The following is a 22524-nucleotide window of genomic DNA, read 5'->3' as shown; positions in this document are numbered from 1 at the left end:
GCGAACCCCGTTTGTCGCACTGTTTAGAAGCATCACAAGGAATCAGACATCCTTACGTCTCAGATCCAGGTACAGAACCTCATCCTCCGTGAGATCGATGTGAAGCGCTTCTATGTTCTCCTGCATTCTCGATATTTTCCGGGTGCTTACTACGGCAAAGGCATTGATCTTCTGCCGGAAGATCCACGCCATCGCGATCTGAGGCACGGTGCAGTGCTTTCTCTCCGCCAGCTTCTCACATCTGCGGAGCCGCTCCAGGTTATCCGGACACCAGTAACCCTTCATCGCCACCGTATCCATAATTTCCCCCGCCTTCTCCGGCGCGTCCGCATGTACCCTTCCCGAGAAAAGACCGCGCCCAAGGCTGGAATACGCGATGACAGGCATCTGTGTTCTGCGGTACCAGCTTCGCGCCTCCTCATTTGACGGACCGGAAATCGTAACGCAGCCGCCGCCCCACGGATCCGCCACCTGATCTGCCAGCCCAAAATTCGGGCTGGAGACAGAAAACGGAACCAGGCCATGCTTATAAGCGTACTCATTCGCTTCCTCTATTCTCCGGTGCGTCCAGTTCGATCCTCCGAAAACTCCGATCTTCCCCTCCGCCTTCAAGCCGTTCATGATCTCCACAATCACGCCGGCCTCCACATCCGGATCGTCCCGGTGCAGCAGGTAGATATCAATATAATCCGTGCACAGATACCGGCTTGATTTCTCAAAATCCTTCCGGATCTCCCTCTCGTTGATCCTCTTCCTTCCGCCCGGGCCGGGATGCCCGCACTTGCTCAGAAGAACAATCCGGTCACGATTTCCTCTGTCGGAAATCCATTTTCCCAGAGATTTCTCCGAATCCATATACTGCCGCGCCGTATCAAAAGCATTCACTCCCGCATCAAAAACCGCGTCGAGAAGCGCGTTATTGTCCAGCCCTTTCAAAAAGGTATCACCGGCTGTTCCAAAAAAAATCCTCGAAACTTTCTTACTTATACCGGGAATATCCCCATACATCATCTCTGCCATCTCTGAGCCCCGCTCCTTCGATGCCCTGAAAATCTGTTCTGCAGAAAAATCTGTTCTGCAGAAAAATCTTTCATCAGAAAATTCCATCTACATTACGTTATTACATTGCCGCCATGCCGCTTCCTCGCTCCGCTCTCATATGCTCTATCTGCGGCGCTGCAAATTCACACGGCCATGCCATTCTGTCCGCTTCCTCACCCCGGTCACATATCCTCTATCTGCGGCACTGCAAATATACACGGCCTTGTCATTCTGTCCGCTTCCTCACCCGGAAATTCTCGGAAGGTCCCAGCGAAAATGTGCCGCCAGGTAGCGAAGCAGTACAATAATCCCGAAGCTGATCATCATCGCCATGCTGAAATCGATCCAGCGCGGAAGAAGATAGGCAGCCACAGCACCGGCTACAGAAGCCAGCGCATATACATGCCGCACAAAGACATAGGGCTTTTTCCCCGCAAACAGATCCCGGAGTATTCCTCCCCCGATCCCGGTAACCACCCCGAGAAAAACGGAAAGGAAGAGATTCGTCTGCGCCAGAGACCGTCCCGCCGAGACACCATCAATCGTAAACGCTGCCAATCCCAGGGTATCCGAGATCAGCAGCGCCCGCTCATAAATGTTCTTCAGCCGTTCCAGATGAAGCCGTCGCCTCTGAAGCTTTAATACGGCGAAGACAACGCCTGCAGTCGCAAAGGAAAGAATGATATAGACCGGATCCCGGAACACCACCGGCGGGAGATTCCCGATCGTAAGATCACGGATAAAGCCCCCTCCGGCCGCTGTCGTCAAAGCCAGAATCATGATACCGAAGAGATCCAGTCCCTGCTGAATCGCCGTCATCGCCCCCGAAATCGCAAAGGCGCACGTTCCCAGCAGGTCCATGACATAGATAAAATCCCTTGCCATCTGTCATGAAAATCAGAATGTTACCGTTACCGGATCTTCAGTAAAGCTGCAGATCGACGCGGCTGCATTCTTCAGATAAAAAACAGCGGTATTGCCGTCTCCGGCCGCATACATATCCTTCAGCTCCGGATTTGCGTCAAGCATCGCCTGCTGCGCCTCTATCCTCTCGTCATAAACCGCCTCCGCATTCAGGCGGATCCACTTGCCCTTGGCCATTCCACTGATTGCGATATGCGGATGCGCCAGCAGCTGCTTCGCCACGTTCTTCTTCAGTCCGGTCTGAATATACAGCTTTCCCTCAAAGATATTCTGCGCCCCGAAGGGACGCACCTGAGGATTTCCCTCATCATCCACGGTCGCCAGATACCAGGTTCCGGCATTCTTTAAAAATTCGAATACTTCTTCCATTCTGTACCTCTCTTTTGCCTGGAATCAATCTGTTATGTTTCCGTACGGATTATTCGATTTATCCGATCGGTTCAAAATCCGCAGCTCCGTGCTTGCAGATCGGGCAGATGAAGTCCGGCGGGAGCTCCTCTCCCTCATAGACATAGCCGCAGACGGTACATACCCAGCCCTTCTTGCCTTCGGTCTTCGGCTTCGGCTTTACATTCTTCTGATAGTAGGTATAGGTCATCGTATCCTTGTCAGACAGCACACGGGCCTCCGAAACAGTGCAGATGAACATACCGTGCGTATCCAGATCCACATAAGACTCCACTTCCAGAGACATCACCGCGTTAATATAGCGGGGCAGAATCCGCAGTCCATTGTCGGAGCGGAACTCCTCAACTCCCTCAAACTTGTCGGCAGCCCGTCCGCTCTGGAATCCGTAACGCTCAAAAACGGAGAACGGTGCCTCCACAGACAGACAGTTCACATTCAGCTTTCCAGTCTGCTTGATCACGTGATAGGTGTAGTTTCTCTTGTTGATATTCACGGCAATCCGGTTCGGCGTATCTGTCAGCTGCGTCACCGTATTGCAGATCATTCCGTTATCCTTCTTGCCGTCGTTGGTGGTAATTACATACAGGCCGTATCCGATCCGGAACAAAGCGGTCATATCGTTCTTCGCTGCTTTTTCCGTAGACAGAGCCTTATAATCCATCGTCAGCTCCTCCGCCATCTTCTTCAGCGCATCCTTGCTGTCCGCCTTCAGTGCGGAATGGATCGTGACACTGGTATTGACATATGTCATCTTCTTGCAGCCAGCCAGCTTCTCTTTCATCAGCTTCAGCGCAAGCGGAGACCAGGTTCCGTTCTCGATAAAAGCAACCGTGCGGTTCTGGAAATTTCTCTCGGTCAGATGATCAATGAACTGACGCATGAACGGGAAGAGCTCCGCATTGTAAGTCGTCGTCGCCAGAACCAGCTTGCTGTAACGGAACGCATCCGCAACGGCAAGAGACATATCCGTTCTCGCCAGATCGTGAACCACAACCTTCGGCGCACCGCCCTCACGAAGCATCTCGGCCAGCTGCTCCACCGCGGCTCTGGTGTGACCATAGACGGAAGTGAACGCAATTACGATTCCCTCTTCCTCCGGTGTATAGGAAGACCACTTGTCATACAGATCAATATAATGTCCCAGATTCTCCGACAGAACCGGTCCGTGAAGCGGGCAGATCATCTGGATGTCAAGCGTCGCAGCAGTCTTCAGAAGCTTCTGAACCTGCGCGCCGTATTTTCCGACAATGCCAATGTAATAGCGGCGGCTTTCATCATCCCACGGCTCCTCCTCATCGAGAGCACCGAATTTGCCGAAACCGTCAGCAGAGAACAGAACCTTATCCGTACTGTCATAGGTGACCATAACCTCCGGCCAGTGTACCATCGGCGCAAACACAAAGGTCAGAGTGTGCTTTCCAAGGCAGAGCGTTCCCCCGTTTTCTACTTCTTCCGTGTGAATGGACGGATCCATGTCAAAGAACTGATTCATCATCGCGAACGTCTTCTTGTTCGCCACGATAACGGTGTCCGGATAAATCTTCATGAAATTCATGATGTTCGCGGAATGATCCGGTTCCATATGCTGTACAATCAGGTAATCCGGCTTGCGCTCTCCCAGCACCTCCGCCAGATTGTCCAGCCACTCATGCGTGAACCTGATATCCACAGTGTCCATGACCGCAATCTTCTCATCCATGATAACATATGAATTGTAAGACATTCCGTGGGGAACTTTATACTGCCCCTCGAAAAGGTCAATCTTGTGGTCATTGACTCCGATGTAGCGGATGTCCTCTGTAACCTTCATTTCAGTAAGCCTCCTTCATTCAGAATGCAGAATTTCAGTATAATATACAACTTCGTTCATTTTTTATCATACTATAGAAAGCTAGGTTTTTCCACTGGAAGAATAAATTTCAGCACCGCACTCAATATCATTCTTCATTTTCCAACTTATGGGACCATGTCTCAATCAGATACAGCGGAATTTTGCCCCGCAGGCGGGGCCCCACATGCTGTATTGGCTACGGATTGCTCGCTGCTCTGCATTTTTGCCATCAAAGGCGTTACGATATAACTCGTTGACGAAAAAACAGATAGCGCGATGATTTTCAAGATGCTATAGTGGGGAAGAACTAATTGGGAAAGAAAAAAAGATAAGAAATGGAGCGTTTTTATATATGACCCATCAGAACACAAGAACCCGGGAAATCGTCCGCGTCGGACGCACAGCCATCCTTGTCAGTGTTGTCCTGGCACTCCTCGAGGCATTGGAGGGTGTCTTTTCCGGATCTGTTTCCATGATCCTCGACGGCCTGAGCCATATCACCGAAGCAAGCAATGCCGTCATCACGGTTCTCGGCGCAAAGCTTGCCGGAAAGCCCGCAGACCGCAAGCACCCCTTCGGATATGGAAGAGTAGAGTATCTCAGCGGACTTCTCATTGCCGGCCTGACAGCCTATGCGGGAATCACCGGTATTCTCGGCGGCATTCAGTCCGTCCTGCATCCGTCGCGCCCTCGCTTCACCGTTTATTCCTTCTCGATTATTATCATCAGCATGATCGCACGGATTGTTGTGGGGCGCCATGATATTCACACCGGTCAGCACACAGACTCCAGAGCTCTCACACAGACCGGAAAATCCGAGCTCAAGCATTCTCTGCTGTCCCTGGTAACCGTCGCCGGAATGCTGGTTTACACCGTTTTCCATGTCTCCATTGAGTCCTGGCTTGCCATCGTGATTTCAGCGGACATTCTGTTCGGGGGCCTGATCATGGTGCGGGATATGCTGTCCTCCATGCTCGGCGAGAGAATGGAAGAAGAACTGGCTCAGGACGTCGAAAGAACGATTCTCGAAGAAGAACAGGTCCTTGGCGCATATGATATGTCCCTCAATAATTATGGTCCGGGACGTCACACCGGTTCAGTTCATATCGCAATCCCGGATACTCTCTCGGTGGTCGAACTGGACAAGATCACACGCAGAATCACACAGCGTGTATATCAAAAGCACGGCGTATTCCTGACCGGCATCGGTATCTATACGCAGAACACGACAGATCCTGAAGTCATCCGGATCCGCGAGGATATCACCGCTCACGCCATGAGCCATCCCTATGTCGAACAGGTGCACGGCTTCTATCTGGATCCGGACGAGAAGAAAATCCGCTTCGATACCGTCGTGAGCTTTGACGCGCCCGACCGCATGCAGGTAAGAGACCAAATCCGCAGTGAAACCGCCGAAAGATACCCGGAATACTCCGTTCAAGTATCGCTCGACACCGATTTTGGAATGCTCCCCGCTAAAAAGTAAGGCACCTGTGAAATCCTTCAGGTAAACCACTCCCCTGATTCGTGCGAAACGCTGTCACAGAAAACAGATGCGCAGAGAACCGCTCTCACAGTTCACGGTCCAGGTTTCCCACCCAGCTGACATTTTCCTCCTCTTACCTTCGAAATCTGAAAGAATAAGATCAGAAATTAATCTGCCCCAGCTGCAATCGGCATCGCATATTCCGGAAGCCGGCCCGGTGGTATCGCGAGCTTCGGGTAATCCGTGAAAAGGAGAAAGTAATAAATGAAAAGACAGGAATTGATTCAGCGATCAATATCCATCATCACCGAATATTACAAGAACAATCTCGAGCCCTTCTTTGATTGCCTCGCCGAGGATGTGCTGTGGTTCGGTCCCAGGAAAGACCAGATCCTGCGCGGCAGAGAAACGATAATCCGCACATGGCGTTCCGTGGATCAGCATCCAACCTTTTCCATGGGAAATATCACGGAACACAGCGTCTCCATCGGAACAAACGTCCTGGAGGTCATGCTGGAATATGACGTCTACACCTACTTTGAAAACGGTGAGGTTGACCGTCACCATCAGCGGCTGCACATGTCCTGGGGATACCGGAGGGAGCAGACTGACAGCGGAAACCGGGAACTGATCCCCCGGGTTTACATGATCCACATATCCAATATCATTGAGGAGGAGCCAGCGGCACCTGAAAGCGGCAATGCTCAGAACCGCTCTGCCCTCCCGAAAGTCTACGCCGGCTCCTCCTCCGAATCTCATATCGATGCCGCCGGTACCGGCTATTCGGGGCTCTCCTTCCGAAGCGTCATGGGAAAGGGTGACAACATCATCACATACATTTTCAACTCCGCTACGGTTCTGTGGATTGAAAGCACGGACAACGGACGTCATTCTCTGATCCATGCCCTCGACGGCACCTACAAATCCATTGAGCCGCTCCGGTATTATGAGTCGGGCTTCTCGGGCTCACTTCTTCGCGCACACGTGAGCTACCTGGTCAACCCGCTGTACGTGCGTTCCCTGAAGCGCTTCGAAATAACAATGACCGACGGCACCATTCTGCCGGTGCCCGAGAAAAAATACACCGCCTTCCGCGACCGTCTCCTGAACTGGAAACCGGAGGTTCCCCGGTGAAGCGCTCGTCCCGAACCATCCCCGGAGGTACCTTAACCGCATAATACTCAAACTGCTTCCGGCCGGCATGAATTCTTATTCTGCCTCACAAACCGGACACCAGGATGTGTGAAAATTTTGCGTTATGAAAGTACTTCCTTCTTTCGTATTGCTATAGTGTCTGATAGAATAAAAGAAAAGAAAAATCTGTCGCACATCTTACGATTGAATCGGGAGGAGGGAAAGAAATGAGAAGATGGTTTTACGTCATGACATCCGGCATGCTTGCTGCTGTCTTTGTGATGGGAGGATGCGGCGCGGCGCAGGATCCGGCAGGCATTTCTGCCGGCAGTTCCACAGACGCGAAAAGTGTGAAGCCTGTTCACGCCTCTTCCACGGACAGCCGGCAGGCTCTGTCTGCTTCCTCCGCGGAAACTCTCACGGCATCGTCTTCCTGTTCCGCTTCTTCCACAGGTGGCAGTGAGAAGGATCCTTCCGCTGTCCGTGACCCATCCGCTGTCTATGACCCGGTCTCCGGGCCGTCTGCAAACCCTGCGGCCGTTTCCGATCTTCAGCTGGTCTGTGAAACAACCTTCAATGGTGTCTGGGACGGGGATGTGACCTGGGTAGATGCATCCTATCAGCAGCTGTCATTTGACGAGACCGATTACAGCGGCCCCCTGACCGGCACGGACGATCTCTCCTCAGCGGCGGAATCCTTGCTCAGCCGCGCCGCAGACACCCTGAACCGCGATGTTGCGGCAAAGGCAGACAGCGCGGTCGAAGATCTGCGGGTCATGGCACAGAGCGAGTATGAGGAGCCTGCGCCGGAGGGCAGCGACCCATATTACCATAATTACGAGAAGCTCTATGTCCAGCGTGCGGACGCATCCGTGCTGAGTGTGCTGTCGCTTACAGATGTCTACAGCCACGGCGCGCACGGCAGTGTCATTCTCAGGGGATGCAATTACGATCCTGCAACCGGAAACGAGCTGAAAATCGATGATGTCTTCACGGATAAGAACGCGTTGCCGGACATCATAGCCTTCGCACTCACAGATCAGTACCCGGATCTCATTCTTTTCTCGGCAACGGATTCAAGAGATACCGCCTCACTGATCCGAGAAATCATGAACAATACCGACAGCTATGGAGGTCTTCAATTTACTCTCGACCCGAAGGGCGTCACCTTCTGGTTCAGCGCCGGAGACATCACAGCCTATGCATCCGGCGCCCAGACACCTTCTGTCAGGTATGCGGATCTCTCCGGCATCATTGATCCGTCTTTCGTACCGGAGACGGACGACAGCTATGCCGTTGCCGTTCCGGAATACGTGCCGATGAGCATCACGGACGACAGCGGCCGCGGATTCAGCAGCTTTCAGGTTGAGTCTGATCCTGCAACAACTGAGGAAGGCTATGATGCCGGGGCAAGAAATATAACGGTTTTGGTGAACGGGCAGTCCAGAACCTTTGAGCTCCCGGGCCATTATGCACCCGATTATTATCTGATCACGCGCGGCGAGAGGCGTTTTCTCCTCATCAACACACATCAGGAAGACGACTGGGAAACTGTTCACCTCTATGAACTTCCGTCCGCCTCATCCGACGGCGTTGCTCCGCACATGGTCTGGACCCCGGATGATACAGATTCTGTGAATGATACAGGTTCGACCAATCACGAATCTTCAACATATCCGTCATCGACGGATACTTCTGCACATGACAGTTCCGACGATGGCGGCATGACGGCTGAATATTCATGCGGGCTTTACTATCATGTTCTTCTGAACCCCGACCGTTTTCTCCTGTCCACGAGATCGCAGCTCCTCGGAACCACTGCCTGCGCAAATCTCTTCCGGCTCGACGATGACGGAAACCCTGTCGCCGGAAGCGCATGGTACACTGCATCTCCCATATCGGAGGATGACATCATACTGCGCGAAACACGCACTCTCGACACTGCTTCCGACCGGTCCGGATCCCCGGAGAATCTGACCTTCCGCCAGGCGGAGATCCCGGGCGGTACTGTGCTCCAGTATTACCGGACCAATCTGACAGACAGCGTCGATTTCCTCACACCCGATAACCGGATTGTCCGCATCCGCGTCGACAATAGCGACGCTTATCCGCAGACAGTAAACGGCATCGACGCTGAAAATATGTTCACCGGCATTGCCTATTCCGGATGAACAGCACCGCCAATTACGGATGATCCGGAACGGTATTGTCCTGATCGCGTAAACGGACCAGCGGTATCGCTGGTCCGTAAAAGCCGGTCACAATATTATGCGTCCTGTGTGGATTAACAAATCTTTAATAGACTCTTTTCTCCAGAAGATCCTGTGTTACCGGCGTCACAGGATAGGTCTTCCCATCTACAATTACAGAGTGAATCTCCTGGTTTCCGGCATATATTCCTTCATCTACATACCGGATCTTCTCGACGCTCTTTCCCTCTTCCAGAGCGAGGATCATCTTCTCAATTTCCGGCCCGAGAAAAGGATTGCACTCACCGTCACAGGCAATGAGTCCCTTTCTTACATACGACAGTGCCTTCTTCGCCGCGTCAAATGCGACAATCATGATCTCTCCGTTATTGATGTCTGTTCCTATGGTTTTCCCTGCGGCCTCCAGTGCCTCAATCGCGCCGTAAGCCTCATTGTCATTGTCGCAGTAGACAATATTCAGATCCGGATATTTTCCCAGCAGCGCATCCATTGCCTCTCTGCCCTTAGCCTGCGTAAATTCACCTCTTTCTGAACCCACGATCGACCATCCATAGTCCGACGCCGCCTCACGAAGTGCTTTTTCACGACCGATCTGCGGACTGGACCCGATTGTTCCCTGAATGATCCCAACACGAAACTGTGATTCGTCCAGTCCTCTTTTCTCTGCAAGAGCGTGCAGCCAGGCACATACTTTATCCCCTTCCAGTTCCGGATCGGAGCCGACCCAGGCTGTATAAAGCGAATCATCCTCCAATGTCAGCTGCCTGTCGGCAACGATAACAGGAATTCCTGCTTTTTGCACATCTCCCAGTACCTTATCCCATCCCGTTTTCACAATTGGTTCCAGGACAATATAATCCACACCCTGCTGAATGAACCGGCTGACCGCACTCACCTGTGCGTCCGGGTCGTTCTGTGCATCCTCAAACAGCAGATTATATCCTCTGTCCGTTGTAAAGGTATTACGCACGGAATCAGAATTTGTTCTTCTCCAGTCCGATTCCTCACCGACCTGCGCAAATCCGATGGTGATCGTATGCCCGTCATCTGCGGCAAACTGGCCAGTGCTGTCATCCTGGGAAAAAGAGATGGAAGTTACCGCTTCATTGTGTTCCGTGCCGCAGCCCGTGAAGCCGCAGAGAGCAGCCAGCAGAAGTCCGCAGAATGGAGCAATTCGATGCTTATTGCGTTTGTGGTACTGCTTATAGCATGACAATTTATTTTGCATAATCACCCCTGTCCCTTCTTTCCTAAATCCGGAATTTTCTGATACCTCTCTTATGGATAATTTCCCCAGCTCCGGACTGATCTGAATTTGTATCCGGATCCGCTATTCTGGATAATTCCCCCGGTCCGGGCAGATCTGAATTTCCCGGTGACGTCAGCGCCGGAATCCTCACGCGCACACAAGTACCTTCTCCATACACGCTCTCCACCGTGACCCCGTATTCCGGACCGTATCGCAGCTGAATCCGCTGCTGTACATTGGCAACTCCAAACCCATGATCAGATTCATCCCTGGCCCGCCCCGAAATCAGTTCACGCATATGCTCCAGCTCCTCAGGCTTCATGCCAATGCCATCATCCTTTACGGTGAATACAAGATCACCGCCATCCTTCTCCCCTATGACAAGAATGTGACCCATTGCGCGGCGGTTTTTAATACCGTGATACAGCGCATTTTCCACGATCGGCTGCAGCATCAGCCGCATCATATAATATCCACCGATTTCCTCCGGAATTCTGATTTCATAGCTCAGGATATCCTGATAGCGAAACTGCTGGATCTCCAGGTAGCTCCTGGTATGACTTTCCTCATCCCTTACCGTGATCCAGTCCCGCCCCTTCGAGAGACCGGTCCGGAAAAATGTCGACAGCGAACTCACCATCTTCACAGCAAGCGCATTTTCCCCTGCCTCTGCCAGCCACATGATGGCATCCAGCGAATTATACAGAAAATGCGGATTGACCTGCTCCTGCAGAAGCTTCAGCTCGAGATCCCGCATCTGGCGCTCATCCCGGTGTATGTTTTCCACGAGAAGCGAAATCTCCCTGACCATATCGTTAAAACTGTCCGCCAGCACGTCGATCTCATCGTGAGAATTGGATTCAAAACGAACGGAAAAATTTCCCCCAGAGAACATCTTCGTTGCCTTAACCAGTCCAAAAATGGGATCTGTAATCTTATGAGTCATCCACCGGGAGAAGGATACCGTCGCCGCAAAAGCAAACGCAATCAGCACGACGATGATCCAGGTAAGCACACGCACGTTGCGTGCTATTTCCTCACGGGATTGCTCCATAAGGGCCGCTTCCCGATAGATATACTTCTGGATATTCTCCTGAATCATATCTGTCATGACATAAATATCCGTCTTCAGAATCTCAATATTGTCGTCGTAATGACCGCCCTCTCGGATATTATCCGCAACCTCATCGACACATTTTTCCAGATTGTCAAGAACACGGAAAATCATATCCAGATTATTCTCAACTTCTGAATCATCATTGTCGGCGGCAAGGCTCTTGAAATGGCTTCGCATATCATCGATCAGATAATATGGATTGTCCGCATTCTTCTCCTTAATGATCTTATCCCAGTCATTGGCCTCCACTATGAGATAATACATGGTACTGTTCATGTCTTTCTCCCAGTCGAGATTATAACTGTTGACTGCCGTAATGTTCTGTACGCTTCTGTCATACCGGGTGTATATCATATTCAGCAGAACCAGACAGACAACGGACAGTGCCGTCAGCGGGATCGTAATAACGAGTATGATTCTCCAGATCCTGCGTAAAATACTGGTTCTTTTCTCGGTAACGCCTTCCGCCGTTTTCACAAAAGTCCCCCTCTTCTGCCTGTTCCCCTGCTTGTACCTGCAGACCTGTCCTAAAGATCTCCTGTTTCATGCACACGCTTATTTCCTGACTCGCCAGATTCCACTTTCTGCTGTTTCCGGTATCTCCTGTCCCGCGCATACGTCTATTTTGCGTTCATGGCTCCTCAGCCTCTGTCACGCGGTTCCGATACTCCTTCGGCGTCATATCCAGCGTCTTCTTGAAAATATAATAGAAATAATGAGCATCGCTGTATCCTACCTTCATGCCGATCTCCGCGCTCGTGAGGTCCGTGGTCTTCATCAGTTTTTTTGCCTGATCCATCCGCAGCCCTGTCAGATACTCGATAAAGGTATGTCCTGTCTTCTGGCTGAACATATGACTCAGATAATTTGACGAAACGCCGATTGCGCCAGCCACCTTTCCCAGCGACAGGTCATTCTCGCAAAAATGCTTCTTGATGTATTTCTGTGCTTCCTGCGTTAACGAAAGAGACTGTGTTTCCGAATACTTGTCCCGGAGCGCCAGCGTCGCCGAAAAACATTGCTTCAGCTGTCTTTCCGCCTCTTCCATGGAAGCTGAAAACCCTTGTGAATAAAAGGCACCGCAGGCTTCCTCAATCTCATCCTTTGTACACCCGCAGTTTCCCAGAAAGCCGGCACAGATGAGATATACATCCATCATGATATACTGACGGAAAAGCAGAGACGAAAGATTCCGGATCCCGATATTTTTCACGATTGTGTCACAGAATACATCGATATCATCGACGTCTCCGCTTGCCAGAAAATTATGAATGTATGTCCTGTCCATCTGCCAGAACTCCACAGCGTCACGGTCCGACAGACTTCCCCGGCCGCTGTCCCGGCTCTCAGAACCCGGCCGTCTCGAAGACGCATCCCTGTCATAGACAAATTCGCGCCCCTCATCATACAGGAAGCGCTGCGCGAACATCCGTCCGGCCAGATGATAGGAATCGGCAATCTCACTGATATGTTCCACAGCCGGTCCTGTAGAAGTAAAATAAATGTAGCCGTCCGCATCTGCCATGCCCCGTCTGATCGCCTCCATCACGGAAGCCCGGTTCTGCTCCATCGAATCCGCATCCGATCCGGTAACCAGTATGCACACAGATCCGCCCACCTGCTCACAGCAGAAAACATCCCGCAGCGCATCCAGCATATCCATCACACCGTCGCCCGGATTGTTCCTTCGGCCTGCCCGCCTGTCCTGGCTCACCAGACACTGAAACAGAATGATCTGATAGAACGCTGCTGAAAGACGGATGCCCAGCTCATGACTCATTTCCATCAGGCGCGTCATAGAATATCGTCCGCTGATCACATTTTTCAGGAAAGCAGAACGTTCCAGCCGGATACGCTCCTCATGTTCCTTTTCATAAATCGCGCGATAGTTTTCCCTCTCCCGCTCCGCTGCAATATCGGTCCCGATTTTTTTCATCGTCTCCAGAAGCTTTGCGCCTGTCACCGGCTTCAAGAGATATTCCGTCACCCCGATACTGATCGCTTCCCTTGCATAGGAAAAATCGTCATAACCACTCAGAATGATGATTCTCGTGTGCGGAAGACTGCTGCACACCAGTCTGGAGAGTTCCAGCCCATCCATAAACGGCATACGGATATCGGTGATCAGAATATCCGGTCTGCTCTGCATGATCATCGGATATGCCTTTTCTCCGTCACCTGCCTCACCGGTCAGCTCAAATCCCTCCTGCTCCCAGTTTATCGTTTTTCGGATTGCCTCACGAATAATATATTCGTCTTCCACCAGAAATACCTTCAGCATATCGAACGCCTCCTGTACGGCACAAACTCACTCTATTAAAACACATCCTGCATCTGTCGTCATCCCCGCGTCCATACGCACATCAGGATAGAATCTGACAACGGACACCCCGTTGAACAGTGATCGTCTTGCTTCTATACACGCATCATGAACGAATCCGACAACGAACACCCCGTTGAACAGTGATCGTCTTGCTTCTATATGCACATTATGAACGAATCCGCCACACTTCGAACCTGTTTATTATACAACACGTCCGGATCCATTGCTCCCCATAAACGGATCAACGGATCCGGGACATATCAAAGGTACTCTGACTGCATCCTGATTCGAGATCACAAAGAGATTCAGACAGAGCGGACAACTCTGCCTGAATCTCCAATATACCTGCTGTCACCCTCAGTTTTCTCTTCGTCTCTTGATGTAGGCAAAAATGGCCTGCAGCAGAATGAAAACGCAGAGAAGCGCTGCCGTCATGATGTTCGCCCAGCTCGACAGGAGCTTTCCATTCGTCATGACCAGCGAATTGATGGTACCTGTGATCATTACGCCAATCAGCGTCCCCCATACATTGCCGAAACCTCCGGTAAGCAGCGTGCCGCCGATAACCGCGGCAGCGATGGCATCCATCTCAAATCCCTTCGCCTGCTGGACCGAACCGGTCATCGTGTTCAGGCAGTACAGAATGGAACCAATGGAACAGAGCACAGAAGAAAGAATATACGCCTCCATCTTCGTCTTCCGGACATTCAGTCCCATCATCCTGGCACTGCTCTCGTTTCCTCCGACCGCATAGAGCACCCGCCCGAACTTGGTATACTTCAGGACAAAAAAGATAACGAACACAACGGCAAGCGCGATGATCACCGTAGGCCGGATGAACGGCGCGATCATCTTCTTTTTGCCCATGTACCCCAGAAAGGATGGAAGCAGAATCTTTGCATTTGCCCAGCCGTAAAACAGACTGCTTGCGTCCTTCGTGATCGGAACCTGTTCTGTGTTGATCACGGCTGTCATTCCTCTTCCGAAGAACATGCCCGCCATCGTTACGATAAACGGCTGAATATCCAGATAACCGATCAGGAATCCCTGCACACAGCCCCACACCACACCGACAATCATTACCAGTACGACAAGCAGAACCGCATTCATATGCTTATTTGCCATACCATCGGCAAGGATCATGCAATTCATCGCAATCAGGGAACCGACAGAGATATCGATCCCTCCCGTAAGCATGACGCAGGTCATGCCGGAAGCCACACAGATCAGACCCGCATTGGTAATGAACAGATTCAGGAAAGTCTGAAAATGAGTGAATCCTTTGCCCGCGTAAATCACGCATCCGATGGCGTACATGCCGATAAACAAAAGTATCGTGATAAACAGAAGCAGATTGTTGCTGTTGATTGCCTTCTTCTTTCTCACACTCTGAATTTGTCCAGCCATCATTCTGCCTCCTTTCCTGCCTCAGCTCTTTTTGTCCGGCGCATTGCAGACCATTCCTTGAAAACCGGAGACTGGATCACAACGATGATCACAATGATCACAGCCATAATCGCCGGAGACTGATCTGTAGACACGCCCATGGCAAGCAGCGTCGTCATAATTGCCTGGATTGTATAGGCTCCGACAATAGATCCCGCAAGATTAAATTTGCCGCCGGCAAGGCTGTTCCCGCCGAGAGCGACTGCCAGAATGGAGTACATCTCATTATTCAGTCCGATATTATTCGAATCCGCCGAATAAATTCTGGAAGAGGCAATCATACCGGCAACACCTGCGCAGAGACCGCAGATCGCATAACAGATGAAGCAGATCTTATCCGAGTTGATACCGCAGATCCTGGAGGCCCGGCTGTTGATGCCGACAGACTGAATATATGTCTCCAGCGCTGTTTTTCTGAGAACCAGCTGTGCTGCGGCAATCACGATGATCGTCACGATGATCGGCGTCGGTATGGGAACACCCGGAAGGAAATTTCCCAGATACTGATACGGCTCATATCGGATATAGATAATCTGATTGTTGCACAGAAGCAGTCCAATAGCACGTGCAGCCGTGAACAGAATCAGAGTCGCCACCATCGGCTGAATCTTCAGTTTGGCAACCATCGCGCCGTTGACACAGCCGCTTCCGAAGCCGAACAGCATACCGACGATAATTCCTACGGCAATCGGGGCCACAATACCCGTTACCGAGGTATTCCCGTAACCTGCCAGCACCATGCAGCCTCCGCAGGCCGCCAGTGACATAACTGATCCGACCGAGATATCGGTTCCGGCGGAAACAGCGACAACGAGCGTCTGTCCTACCGCAAGAATGGCGATTTCACTTCCGCGGTTCAGCACATCAATCAATCTTCCGTACAGCACACCGTTCTTGATTGCAATCGCAAAAAAAGACGGATCCTTGAACAGGTTGATCAAAAGCACCAGGATCAGCATCAGGATCGGCATGAAGAGCGGATGTTTTCTCAATTTTTTCCAGATATTCATTCCGTTTCACCTCCAGCGATCGCACCCATGACGCTCTCCTGCGTCAGTTCAACTTCATTGGAATCCAGTTCCCCTACCTTGTGACCGTCACGCATAATCAGAATCCGGGAGCAGGTTCGCAGCATTTCATCGATTTCCGAAGAAATAAAAATAACGCTCATGCCCTGCGATGCGAGCTGCAGAACCAGCTTCTGAATCTCTGTTTTTGTACCGATATCAATACCTCTGGTCGGCTCATCCAGGATCAGAAACTTCGGATTCGTCGCCAGCCAGCGCGCCAGAATCACCTTCTGCTGATTGCCGCCCGAGAGCTGACTGATCAGCGTTTCACGGGAGGCTGTTTTGATCTGAAGCATCTTGATATATTTGTCTGCAATCTCATTCTGCTTCGCCGTCGGAATCCGATGAAACACTCCTGCCCTTGCCTGCAGTGCGATACAGATATTTTCACGGATCGACAGGCCGGCGATGCAGCCATCCAGCTTGCGATCATCCGGCAGATAACCCATGCCCACCCGAATCGAGTCCAACGGCGTATGGATCTTCAGGGTCTTCCCCTCCATCTCCGCATATCCGGTCTGTGAATTGTCTATTCCGTAGATGCACCGCACCAGCTCGCTTCGTCCGCTCCCGAGCAGCCCTGCCAGCCCGACAACCTCTCCTTTTCGGATTGAAAAATCAAACGGCTTGATTGTCCCGCGATGGCTCAGATTCTCCGCCTTATAGAGGGTTTCATCTGAGACAGTATGTTCTCCTTCCTTGCGGATGGAGGCGAGATCATCAAAATCCTTGCCCAGCATCGCGGCCACGAGCTTTACCCTTGGCAGCTCAGCCACCGAATAATCACCGACAAATCCGCCGTTTCTCATAACGGTGATTCTGTCGCACACCTCATATACCTGTTCCAGAAAATGTGTGACAAATATGATGCCAACACCTTTTTTCTTCAGCGTACGCATCATATCAAACAGTTTTTCCACCTCGTGGTCATCGAGAGATGAGGTCGGCTCATCGAGAATCAAAACCTTTGCGTCCATGTCGACCGCACGGACAATCGCAACCATCTGCTGAATGGCAATGGAATAGTTTTCCAGCGTTCTGGTTACGTCTACCTCGATCTTCATACGCTGCATAAGTTCCTTCGCCTTACGGTTCATTGTCCGCCAGTCGATGGTATTCAGCTTTGTTCTCGGCTCACGTCCGATATAAAGGTTTTCTGCAACAGAAAGATTCGGACAGAGATTGACTTCCTGATATACTGTCGCAATACCGATCTTCTGGGCATCCATCGTCGAATGGCAGTGAACATTGCCTTCGACGCCTTTCACATACACATCGCCGCTGTCCCTTTCATACACACCTGTCAGGCACTTGATAATTGTAGACTTGCCGGCGCCGTTTTCTCCCATCAGCGCATGGATTTCTCCGCTCCGCAGCGTAAGCGAGGCATGATCAAGTGCTACAACGCCCGGAAAGGTTTTGACGATGTTCTTCATTTCCACAAGAACATTTTCTTCCATAATGATCCGCTCTCCTGTTATCCCAATTGTTATCTCAATGCAATTGTCTTCCGGCTGATACCTTCCGTCACGCGCGTCATGTACATAAAGGCGATTGCAGAAGGGATTTCTGCCAACCTGAAGTTCCGTCTTGCACGCGTCATGCACACAAACACGATTGCAGGAGGGATTTCCGTCAGCCTGAAGTCCCGTCTCGCGCACGTCATGCACACAAAAGCTATGATGGCATGTCACTCCACGCAAAAGGGCTGCTGCTCGAAAAGCGACAGCCCTTCCAGAATTCAGCTGGTGCAACTGCCGGACTTCTTAAAGTCCGTACGTCTGACCATCAGTATCCTGCATCTACGATGCTCTGATCAACTACAATGATATCCTCTGTGACATCCTTGCCTGCTGCGTTGGTGTAACTTACACTCTTAACCGTATCATCATGTGCGTACCACGGCTCAGCCATGTAGGTCTTTTCCGGAACATCTTTGCCTGCTGCAAGCTCAGATACGATCTTTGCGCAGTCAGGTCCCTGCAGCGGGTTGCACTGGAAGTCTGCGTTGATATCGCCGTCAAGAACCATCTGAAGTCCTGCCTTGCATGCATCAAACGAGATGACAATGACATCACCGTCAACACCGTAGGAAACGCCTGCTGCTTTCATCGCATCTACAGCGCCGAACGCTTCGTTATCATTCTGACATACTACAACATTGAACTTTCCTTCGTAGGACTTGCAGTAGGACTCCATAACCTTCTGGCCGCCGTCCTGTGTGAAATCTCCGGTCTGCTCATCCAGCTTGTTCCATCCCTCAGATTCTACATACTGATCAAAGCCCTCGCTTCGTCCGATCTGTGCTGAAGATCCGGTTGTTCCGGAGATAACAAGGATATTGAGATCCTTAAGACCCTTTGCCTCTGCATAAGCCTTCAGCCATGCTCCTGCCGCAAGGCCTTCGTTCTTCGTCTCTGTTCCGATCCATGCTGTATACTTATCGGAATCATCGATTGTACGGTCAATGACGATAACCGGAATATCTGCATCCTGAGCCTCTGTCAGAACAGTGTCCCACCCGGTTGCAACAATCGGGTCAATAATGATGTAATCAACCTGCTGCTGAATGAAGTTTCTGACCGACTCAAGCTGTGCCTCGGAGTCATTGTCGCAGTCAACAAACTGAAGATCAAAGCCATTTGCCTCAGAGAAGGCTTCCTTGACGGAATTCGTCGAAGCGGTACGCCAGTCTGACTCATGTCCTACCTGAGAAAATCCTACGGTAATGAGATCTCCGTCCGTATTTCCCGCATCAGCGGAAATCGAGCTTGCAAGCTCCTCCATATCCTCTGAAGAATCTGCCGCTGCCGCTTCTTCTGAAGATGCTGAAGATGCCTCAGATGACTCTGATTTTGCCGACGTTGCTGAACTCGCAGATGATCCACATGCCGCAAGTCCTGTGGCCATTACCATGGCAATGATAGTTGCTACGACTTTTCTTTTCATTTTTTTCCCTCCCTTGAAAGAACAATGAAATAAATTTTTGACACCCCGTGTCAATGATCTTGATGCCTATATCATAGCCAAGGTATCTTGTCTGGTAAATTCAATATCTTTTTGAAAATGTTGTCAAACTACCTGATTTTATCCGAAAAAAAACAAGAAATCGCATCTCCGGCACATATTTTCATACCGTGAGTACGATTTCTTATTCCGCATGTTTGTTTTATTGTATAAGCTCTTCGAAAACGCAGACAGGATCGTCGCTTAATCCATCACCTTCCATGGCTTCCACCGCAGAAAATCCCCTGACACCAGATGATACTGCCTCCCGCGATATTCTCCCTGTATGCTGTCATGGAACCGGCTCTCCCCATGACAGTGCGCGTAAATCACCTGCTCCGCGCCATATTCTTCCGCCATATCCGTAAATCCGCTTCGTTCCTCCAGAATATTTGTCGGCGGGTAATGAAGGAACATGATAAACTTCCGGTACCCGTCTTCTTTCGCCAGCTCAAAGGATTTTCTCAGACGCTTCAGCTCCCGGTCCACCAGCTTTTTCGCATGCTCCTCCGCCGCCTCGTCCCATCCCGCGATTCTTCCGCGGCGGTCCACATAAAAGGGTCCTTCAAAAGTGAATCCCTTTGTCCCGACAAGCGCATAGTCCCGGTACGTCTCATAATTATCCTGAAGAAAGGCAAGCTGTGGCTGATATCTTTCATTCAGCTGCCCGGTTTTCTTTGCATCCCAGAACATATCGTGATTGCCGCGGGTCAGGATTTTCCTGCCGGGAAGATCACAGATATACTGAAGATCCTCTTCACATTGCGCAAGATTCTTTCCCCAGCTGTGATCTCCGACCAGAACAAGCGTATCCTCGTCCGTCAGCATCTGCGCGCAGTTTTTTTTGAACTTTTCCTCGTGCTTCTTCCATACACGGTCATGCAGCTGTCCGGGCGCCTTCAGCTCAGACTGAAAATGAAGATGCAGATCTCCAATCGCATATAAAGCCATACGCAGAAAATTGCCTCCTTCCTCCTTCAGGCATATGGTAATTTTTACCGGTTAAATTTTCATACACCTTTTCCAGAAGCCCCGAAGTGATTTTCGTCACTGCGGGGCTATGTGAGGTATCGATATTCATTGTTCTGAAGAGCGTAAACGGAGCAGCGGCAAACGCGGCAAACATGTACCAGGCAAATGCTCTCGGGAAATATCTAAAACTCCGATTTTTCCAAACATGCAAGGAGGTGTCTTCCGTGGTACCAGAGGACCGTTGGATCAAATGCACCCAGCGCTGCCACACCGGTATACCCCATCAGCTCTTTCAGCTGTCTGTTCATCTGCTGCAGCTTTTCCCTCACAGCCGGTGTCCCGTTTTTCAGCAGCCCCGGCAGGATGGCACGCCCGGTCGAAACAGCATCAGCTCCCAGCGCCATGAGTTTGTATGCATCTCTTCCATCATCCACGGAACAGTCCGCGAAAATCTTCATTTTCCCTGAGACTTTCCTGATATCTGGAAGTATCATCGCCGGCGGTACGGCAAATGGCAGTCTGCCGTGATGATGACTGACAACGATTGCATCCACGCCTGCCTTCTCACAGATGGCGGCATCCTTTATGCTGAGGACTCCCTTGGCAACAAACGGAACTCCCAATTCATGTGCAGTCTCTGCAAATCCTTCCATATCCTGATCCGTCAGTGTGCCCATTTTTTCGCCATCGACCACATCTACATTTCCATCATTTCCGATGCTGTGATCGATATCAATGCCAACCGCAAATGCCTGATGTTTCACCGCGAAGGCCATCTGCCTCCTGATCTTTTCATGATCGGCAAAAGGCTTGATGATGCGAATTGTATCAGCGCCGACTGCGGCAATGTCCGCATAATCCGCGTCGGACTCCATGCCGACCCAGTTGACGAGTCCCAGATCCTTTGCCGCCTGCGCATACTCTTCCATTGGCCGGTGATCGAGCCCTGCCTTGTTTAAATGCGAAAATGCCGGCATCATGATCGGAGATGTAAATTTCCGCCCCCAAAGCATCATCGAGATATCTGCCGTATGCGTTCCGATGATGCGCTCTTCTATGAGAATTTCATCCAAAAAATGCCTTGTGTGCCAGCTTGCGTTCGATGCATCTTTTGGCAGCGCCGGAATAAGCCCCTCCGGTCCCGGCCAGTTTGCTTCTTTCTCCATCTGTCAACCTCCATATCGCGAATCCGAATCTTTTAAGAATACAATCGCTGTAACAATATGTAAACCTTTATAACTATAAGCATGAGCACTTACCTCAATAGCCCATCGTTCTTTGATGCTTCCGCTTTAAAAATCCTCCATCGGCACCTGTACTATACTTTTGTTATGTCAAATTTGACAGTGATCTCATGACGAGATCTACATCCTGATTTTCCAGTTCCTGAATAACGTGCAGGTATGTCTTTTGCGTTGTTGTCATACTGGCATGCCCAAGCCTTCTTGCGACACTGGCAATAGAAACCCCGGCATAGAGCAGTATCGATGCGTGCGTGTGCCGCAACCCGTGCACAGAGATCACCGGGATTTCCAGTTTTTTGCAGTACCGCTCCAGCAAATCATTCACGGTAGAATTGTACACCTTCTTATCTGTCGCAAAAATCGGCTGATCTGCAGGCAAATCTTTTACGAGTGTTGCAAACTGCATTACTACCTGCCAGTCAATCTGGATCTTTCGGACAGAGGAACGGTTTTTAGTTGGGGCAAAGCCTCCTCCCTCCTTGTAATTCCACGTCTTGCTGACAGAAATAGTCTGATGGGCAAAATCAAAGTCCGCCGGGGTGACCGCCAGTGCCTCCGAGAAGCGCATGCCGGTCTTTGCCACAAGAAGAATGAACCAGTCCCAGCTGATCGTTTCTCCAAGCGTCAGATTTGTCAAAAGTGTGTGAAGCTCAAACTGGTTCAGATATTTTCTTTTTTTCTCAGCAGGTGTCTTTCCCTTGATAATAACCTTTCGCGTCGGATCGTGAGGAATCAAGCCTTCATCAACAGCATCCAGAACAGCTCCCTTCAGCTGATGATGAAAATCCATCGTCGTCTGCCGCTCATGTTCTTTTGCGTACTCATTTATGATCTGCTGATATACCGTCCGTGTAACATCGCAGAGCTTCAGATCCGGCACCAGTTTTTCAATCCAGACAAGGCTCATCTTGTACTTGGACAGGGTAACATCACGAATTGCGCCCTCCTTGTACACAGATATCCAATTCCGATAGTATTCCTTCAGCTGATCGGTCGGTTGAAATTCATAAGGCATATTTTTCTCCTTTCATTGCTATGCCGATGAAGGACCGACCGCCTTCTG

The 22524-nt window shown here is 50.8% G+C and carries 17 protein-coding genes; 3 read left to right on the top strand and 14 right to left on the bottom strand.

Annotation, left to right across the window (positions count from 1 at the left end):
* Nucleotides 1-42: 42 nt before the first annotated feature.
* The 4 genes from ACTQ1O_RS08160 to ACTQ1O_RS08145 form a co-directional block, all read right to left on the bottom strand.
* Nucleotides 43-1020 carry an aldo/keto reductase gene (locus ACTQ1O_RS08160; RefSeq protein WP_441486851.1) on the bottom strand — a complete coding sequence of 326 codons (978 nt, stop codon included), beginning with the start codon at nucleotides 1018-1020 and terminating at the stop codon, nucleotides 43-45.
* Nucleotides 1021-1284: 264 nt separating this feature from the next.
* Entirely contained in the window at nucleotides 1285-1926 is a 642-nt protein-coding gene (locus tag ACTQ1O_RS08155) for a trimeric intracellular cation channel family protein (protein WP_441486850.1), read from the bottom strand.
* A 12-nt stretch (nucleotides 1927-1938) separates the two neighbouring features.
* On the bottom strand, nucleotides 1939-2334 hold the full coding sequence (locus ACTQ1O_RS08150) for a pyridoxamine 5'-phosphate oxidase family protein (protein ID WP_441099423.1): 396 nt from the start codon (nucleotides 2332-2334) through the stop codon (nucleotides 1939-1941).
* A gap of 58 nt (nucleotides 2335-2392) precedes the next feature.
* Nucleotides 2393-4183 (bottom strand): flavin reductase, encoded by a 1791-nt coding sequence (locus ACTQ1O_RS08145; protein WP_441486849.1) that lies wholly within the window; start codon nucleotides 4181-4183, stop codon nucleotides 2393-2395.
* 373 nt (nucleotides 4184-4556) lie between these two features.
* On the opposite strand from ACTQ1O_RS08145, the gene ACTQ1O_RS08140 reads away from it, so the two are divergent.
* The 3 genes from ACTQ1O_RS08140 (at nucleotide 4557) to ACTQ1O_RS08130 (ending at nucleotide 8995) form a co-directional block, all read left to right on the top strand.
* Entirely contained in the window at nucleotides 4557-5690 is a 1134-nt protein-coding gene (locus tag ACTQ1O_RS08140; RefSeq protein WP_441486848.1) for a cation diffusion facilitator family transporter, read from the top strand.
* A gap of 264 nt (nucleotides 5691-5954) precedes the next feature.
* Nucleotides 5955-6824, top strand: a complete 870-nt coding sequence (locus tag ACTQ1O_RS08135; RefSeq protein ID WP_441486847.1) for a LytTR family transcriptional regulator DNA-binding domain-containing protein — start codon at nucleotides 5955-5957, stop codon at nucleotides 6822-6824.
* 227 nt (nucleotides 6825-7051) lie between these two features.
* A complete protein-coding gene (locus ACTQ1O_RS08130; RefSeq protein WP_441486846.1) occupies nucleotides 7052-8995 on the top strand; it encodes a hypothetical protein in 1944 nt (647 codons plus the stop codon).
* A gap of 124 nt (nucleotides 8996-9119) precedes the next feature.
* Here ACTQ1O_RS08130 and ACTQ1O_RS08125 read toward each other — a convergent pair whose 3' ends face one another.
* The 10 genes from ACTQ1O_RS08125 to ACTQ1O_RS08080 form a co-directional block, all read right to left on the bottom strand.
* Nucleotides 9120-10262 carry an ABC transporter substrate-binding protein gene (locus ACTQ1O_RS08125; RefSeq protein ID WP_441475696.1) on the bottom strand — a complete coding sequence of 381 codons (1143 nt, stop codon included), beginning with the start codon at nucleotides 10260-10262 and terminating at the stop codon, nucleotides 9120-9122.
* 22 nt (nucleotides 10263-10284) lie between these two features.
* On the bottom strand, nucleotides 10285-11877 hold the full coding sequence (locus ACTQ1O_RS08120; RefSeq protein WP_441486845.1) for a sensor histidine kinase: 1593 nt from the start codon (nucleotides 11875-11877) through the stop codon (nucleotides 10285-10287).
* 154 nt (nucleotides 11878-12031) lie between these two features.
* A complete protein-coding gene (locus ACTQ1O_RS08115; protein WP_441475694.1) occupies nucleotides 12032-13681 on the bottom strand; it encodes a response regulator transcription factor in 1650 nt (549 codons plus the stop codon).
* A gap of 399 nt (nucleotides 13682-14080) precedes the next feature.
* Complete coding sequence (locus tag ACTQ1O_RS08110; RefSeq protein WP_441475693.1) at nucleotides 14081-15133, bottom strand: ABC transporter permease subunit; 1053 nt, start codon at nucleotides 15131-15133, stop codon at nucleotides 14081-14083.
* Nucleotides 15130-16179, bottom strand: a complete 1050-nt coding sequence (locus ACTQ1O_RS08105) for an ABC transporter permease (RefSeq protein WP_441475692.1) — start codon at nucleotides 16177-16179, stop codon at nucleotides 15130-15132. Before ACTQ1O_RS08105 ends, ACTQ1O_RS08110 begins: the two co-directional genes overlap by 4 nt.
* A complete protein-coding gene (locus tag ACTQ1O_RS08100; RefSeq protein WP_441486844.1) occupies nucleotides 16176-17699 on the bottom strand; it encodes a sugar ABC transporter ATP-binding protein in 1524 nt (507 codons plus the stop codon). Before ACTQ1O_RS08100 ends, ACTQ1O_RS08105 begins: the two co-directional genes overlap by 4 nt.
* Before the next feature lie 328 nt (nucleotides 17700-18027).
* Nucleotides 18028-19188, bottom strand: coding sequence for an ABC transporter substrate-binding protein (locus ACTQ1O_RS08095; protein ID WP_441099412.1), 1161 nt, complete (start codon nucleotides 19186-19188; stop codon nucleotides 18028-18030).
* 261 nt (nucleotides 19189-19449) lie between these two features.
* On the bottom strand, nucleotides 19450-20196 hold the full coding sequence (locus ACTQ1O_RS08090) for a metallophosphoesterase (RefSeq protein ID WP_441486843.1): 747 nt from the start codon (nucleotides 20194-20196) through the stop codon (nucleotides 19450-19452).
* Nucleotides 20197-20399: 203 nt separating this feature from the next.
* Nucleotides 20400-21383, bottom strand: coding sequence for an alpha-hydroxy-acid oxidizing protein (locus tag ACTQ1O_RS08085; protein WP_441099410.1), 984 nt, complete (start codon nucleotides 21381-21383; stop codon nucleotides 20400-20402).
* 163 nt (nucleotides 21384-21546) lie between these two features.
* The gene (locus ACTQ1O_RS08080; RefSeq protein WP_441486842.1) at nucleotides 21547-22476 is read right to left on the bottom strand and encodes a site-specific integrase; all 930 of its coding nucleotides are present in this window, start codon (nucleotides 22474-22476) and stop codon (nucleotides 21547-21549) included.
* Nucleotides 22477-22524 lie beyond the last annotated feature (48 nt).

This window comes from Bilifractor sp. LCP21S3_A7, assembly GCF_052118825.1.
GTDB lineage: Bacteria > Bacillota > Clostridia > Lachnospirales > Lachnospiraceae > Bilifractor.
This window is presented reverse-complemented; position numbering and strand designations above follow the sequence as displayed.

What these genes read in the sequence shown, in the direction of transcription:
- ACTQ1O_RS08160 (WP_441486851.1), bottom strand. Translation starts at nt 1,020, where the DNA reads ATGGCAGAGATGATGTATGGGGATATTCCCGGTATAAGTAAGAAAGTT.
- ACTQ1O_RS08155 (WP_441486850.1), bottom strand. Translation starts at nt 1,926, where the DNA reads ATGGCAAGGGATTTTATCTATGTCATGGACCTGCTGGGAACGTGCGCC.
- ACTQ1O_RS08150 (WP_441099423.1), bottom strand. Translation starts at nt 2,334, where the DNA reads ATGGAAGAAGTATTCGAATTTTTAAAGAATGCCGGAACCTGGTATCTG.
- ACTQ1O_RS08145 (WP_441486849.1), bottom strand. Translation starts at nt 4,183, where the DNA reads ATGAAGGTTACAGAGGACATCCGCTACATCGGAGTCAATGACCACAAG.
- ACTQ1O_RS08140 (WP_441486848.1), top strand. Translation starts at nt 4,557, where the DNA reads ATGACCCATCAGAACACAAGAACCCGGGAAATCGTCCGCGTCGGACGC.
- ACTQ1O_RS08135 (WP_441486847.1), top strand. Translation starts at nt 5,955, where the DNA reads ATGAAAAGACAGGAATTGATTCAGCGATCAATATCCATCATCACCGAA.
- ACTQ1O_RS08130 (WP_441486846.1), top strand. Translation starts at nt 7,052, where the DNA reads ATGAGAAGATGGTTTTACGTCATGACATCCGGCATGCTTGCTGCTGTC.
- ACTQ1O_RS08125 (WP_441475696.1), bottom strand. Translation starts at nt 10,262, where the DNA reads ATGCAAAATAAATTGTCATGCTATAAGCAGTACCACAAACGCAATAAG.
- ACTQ1O_RS08115 (WP_441475694.1), bottom strand. Translation starts at nt 13,681, where the DNA reads ATGCTGAAGGTATTTCTGGTGGAAGACGAATATATTATTCGTGAGGCA.
- ACTQ1O_RS08110 (WP_441475693.1), bottom strand. Translation starts at nt 15,133, where the DNA reads ATGATGGCTGGACAAATTCAGAGTGTGAGAAAGAAGAAGGCAATCAAC.
- ACTQ1O_RS08105 (WP_441475692.1), bottom strand. Translation starts at nt 16,179, where the DNA reads ATGAATATCTGGAAAAAATTGAGAAAACATCCGCTCTTCATGCCGATC.
- ACTQ1O_RS08100 (WP_441486844.1), bottom strand. Translation starts at nt 17,699, where the DNA reads ATGGAAGAAAATGTTCTTGTGGAAATGAAGAACATCGTCAAAACCTTT.
- ACTQ1O_RS08095 (WP_441099412.1), bottom strand. Translation starts at nt 19,188, where the DNA reads ATGAAAAGAAAAGTCGTAGCAACTATCATTGCCATGGTAATGGCCACA.
- ACTQ1O_RS08090 (WP_441486843.1), bottom strand. Translation starts at nt 20,196, where the DNA reads ATGGCTTTATATGCGATTGGAGATCTGCATCTTCATTTTCAGTCTGAG.
- ACTQ1O_RS08085 (WP_441099410.1), bottom strand. Translation starts at nt 21,383, where the DNA reads ATGGAGAAAGAAGCAAACTGGCCGGGACCGGAGGGGCTTATTCCGGCG.
- ACTQ1O_RS08080 (WP_441486842.1), bottom strand. Translation starts at nt 22,476, where the DNA reads ATGCCTTATGAATTTCAACCGACCGATCAGCTGAAGGAATACTATCGG.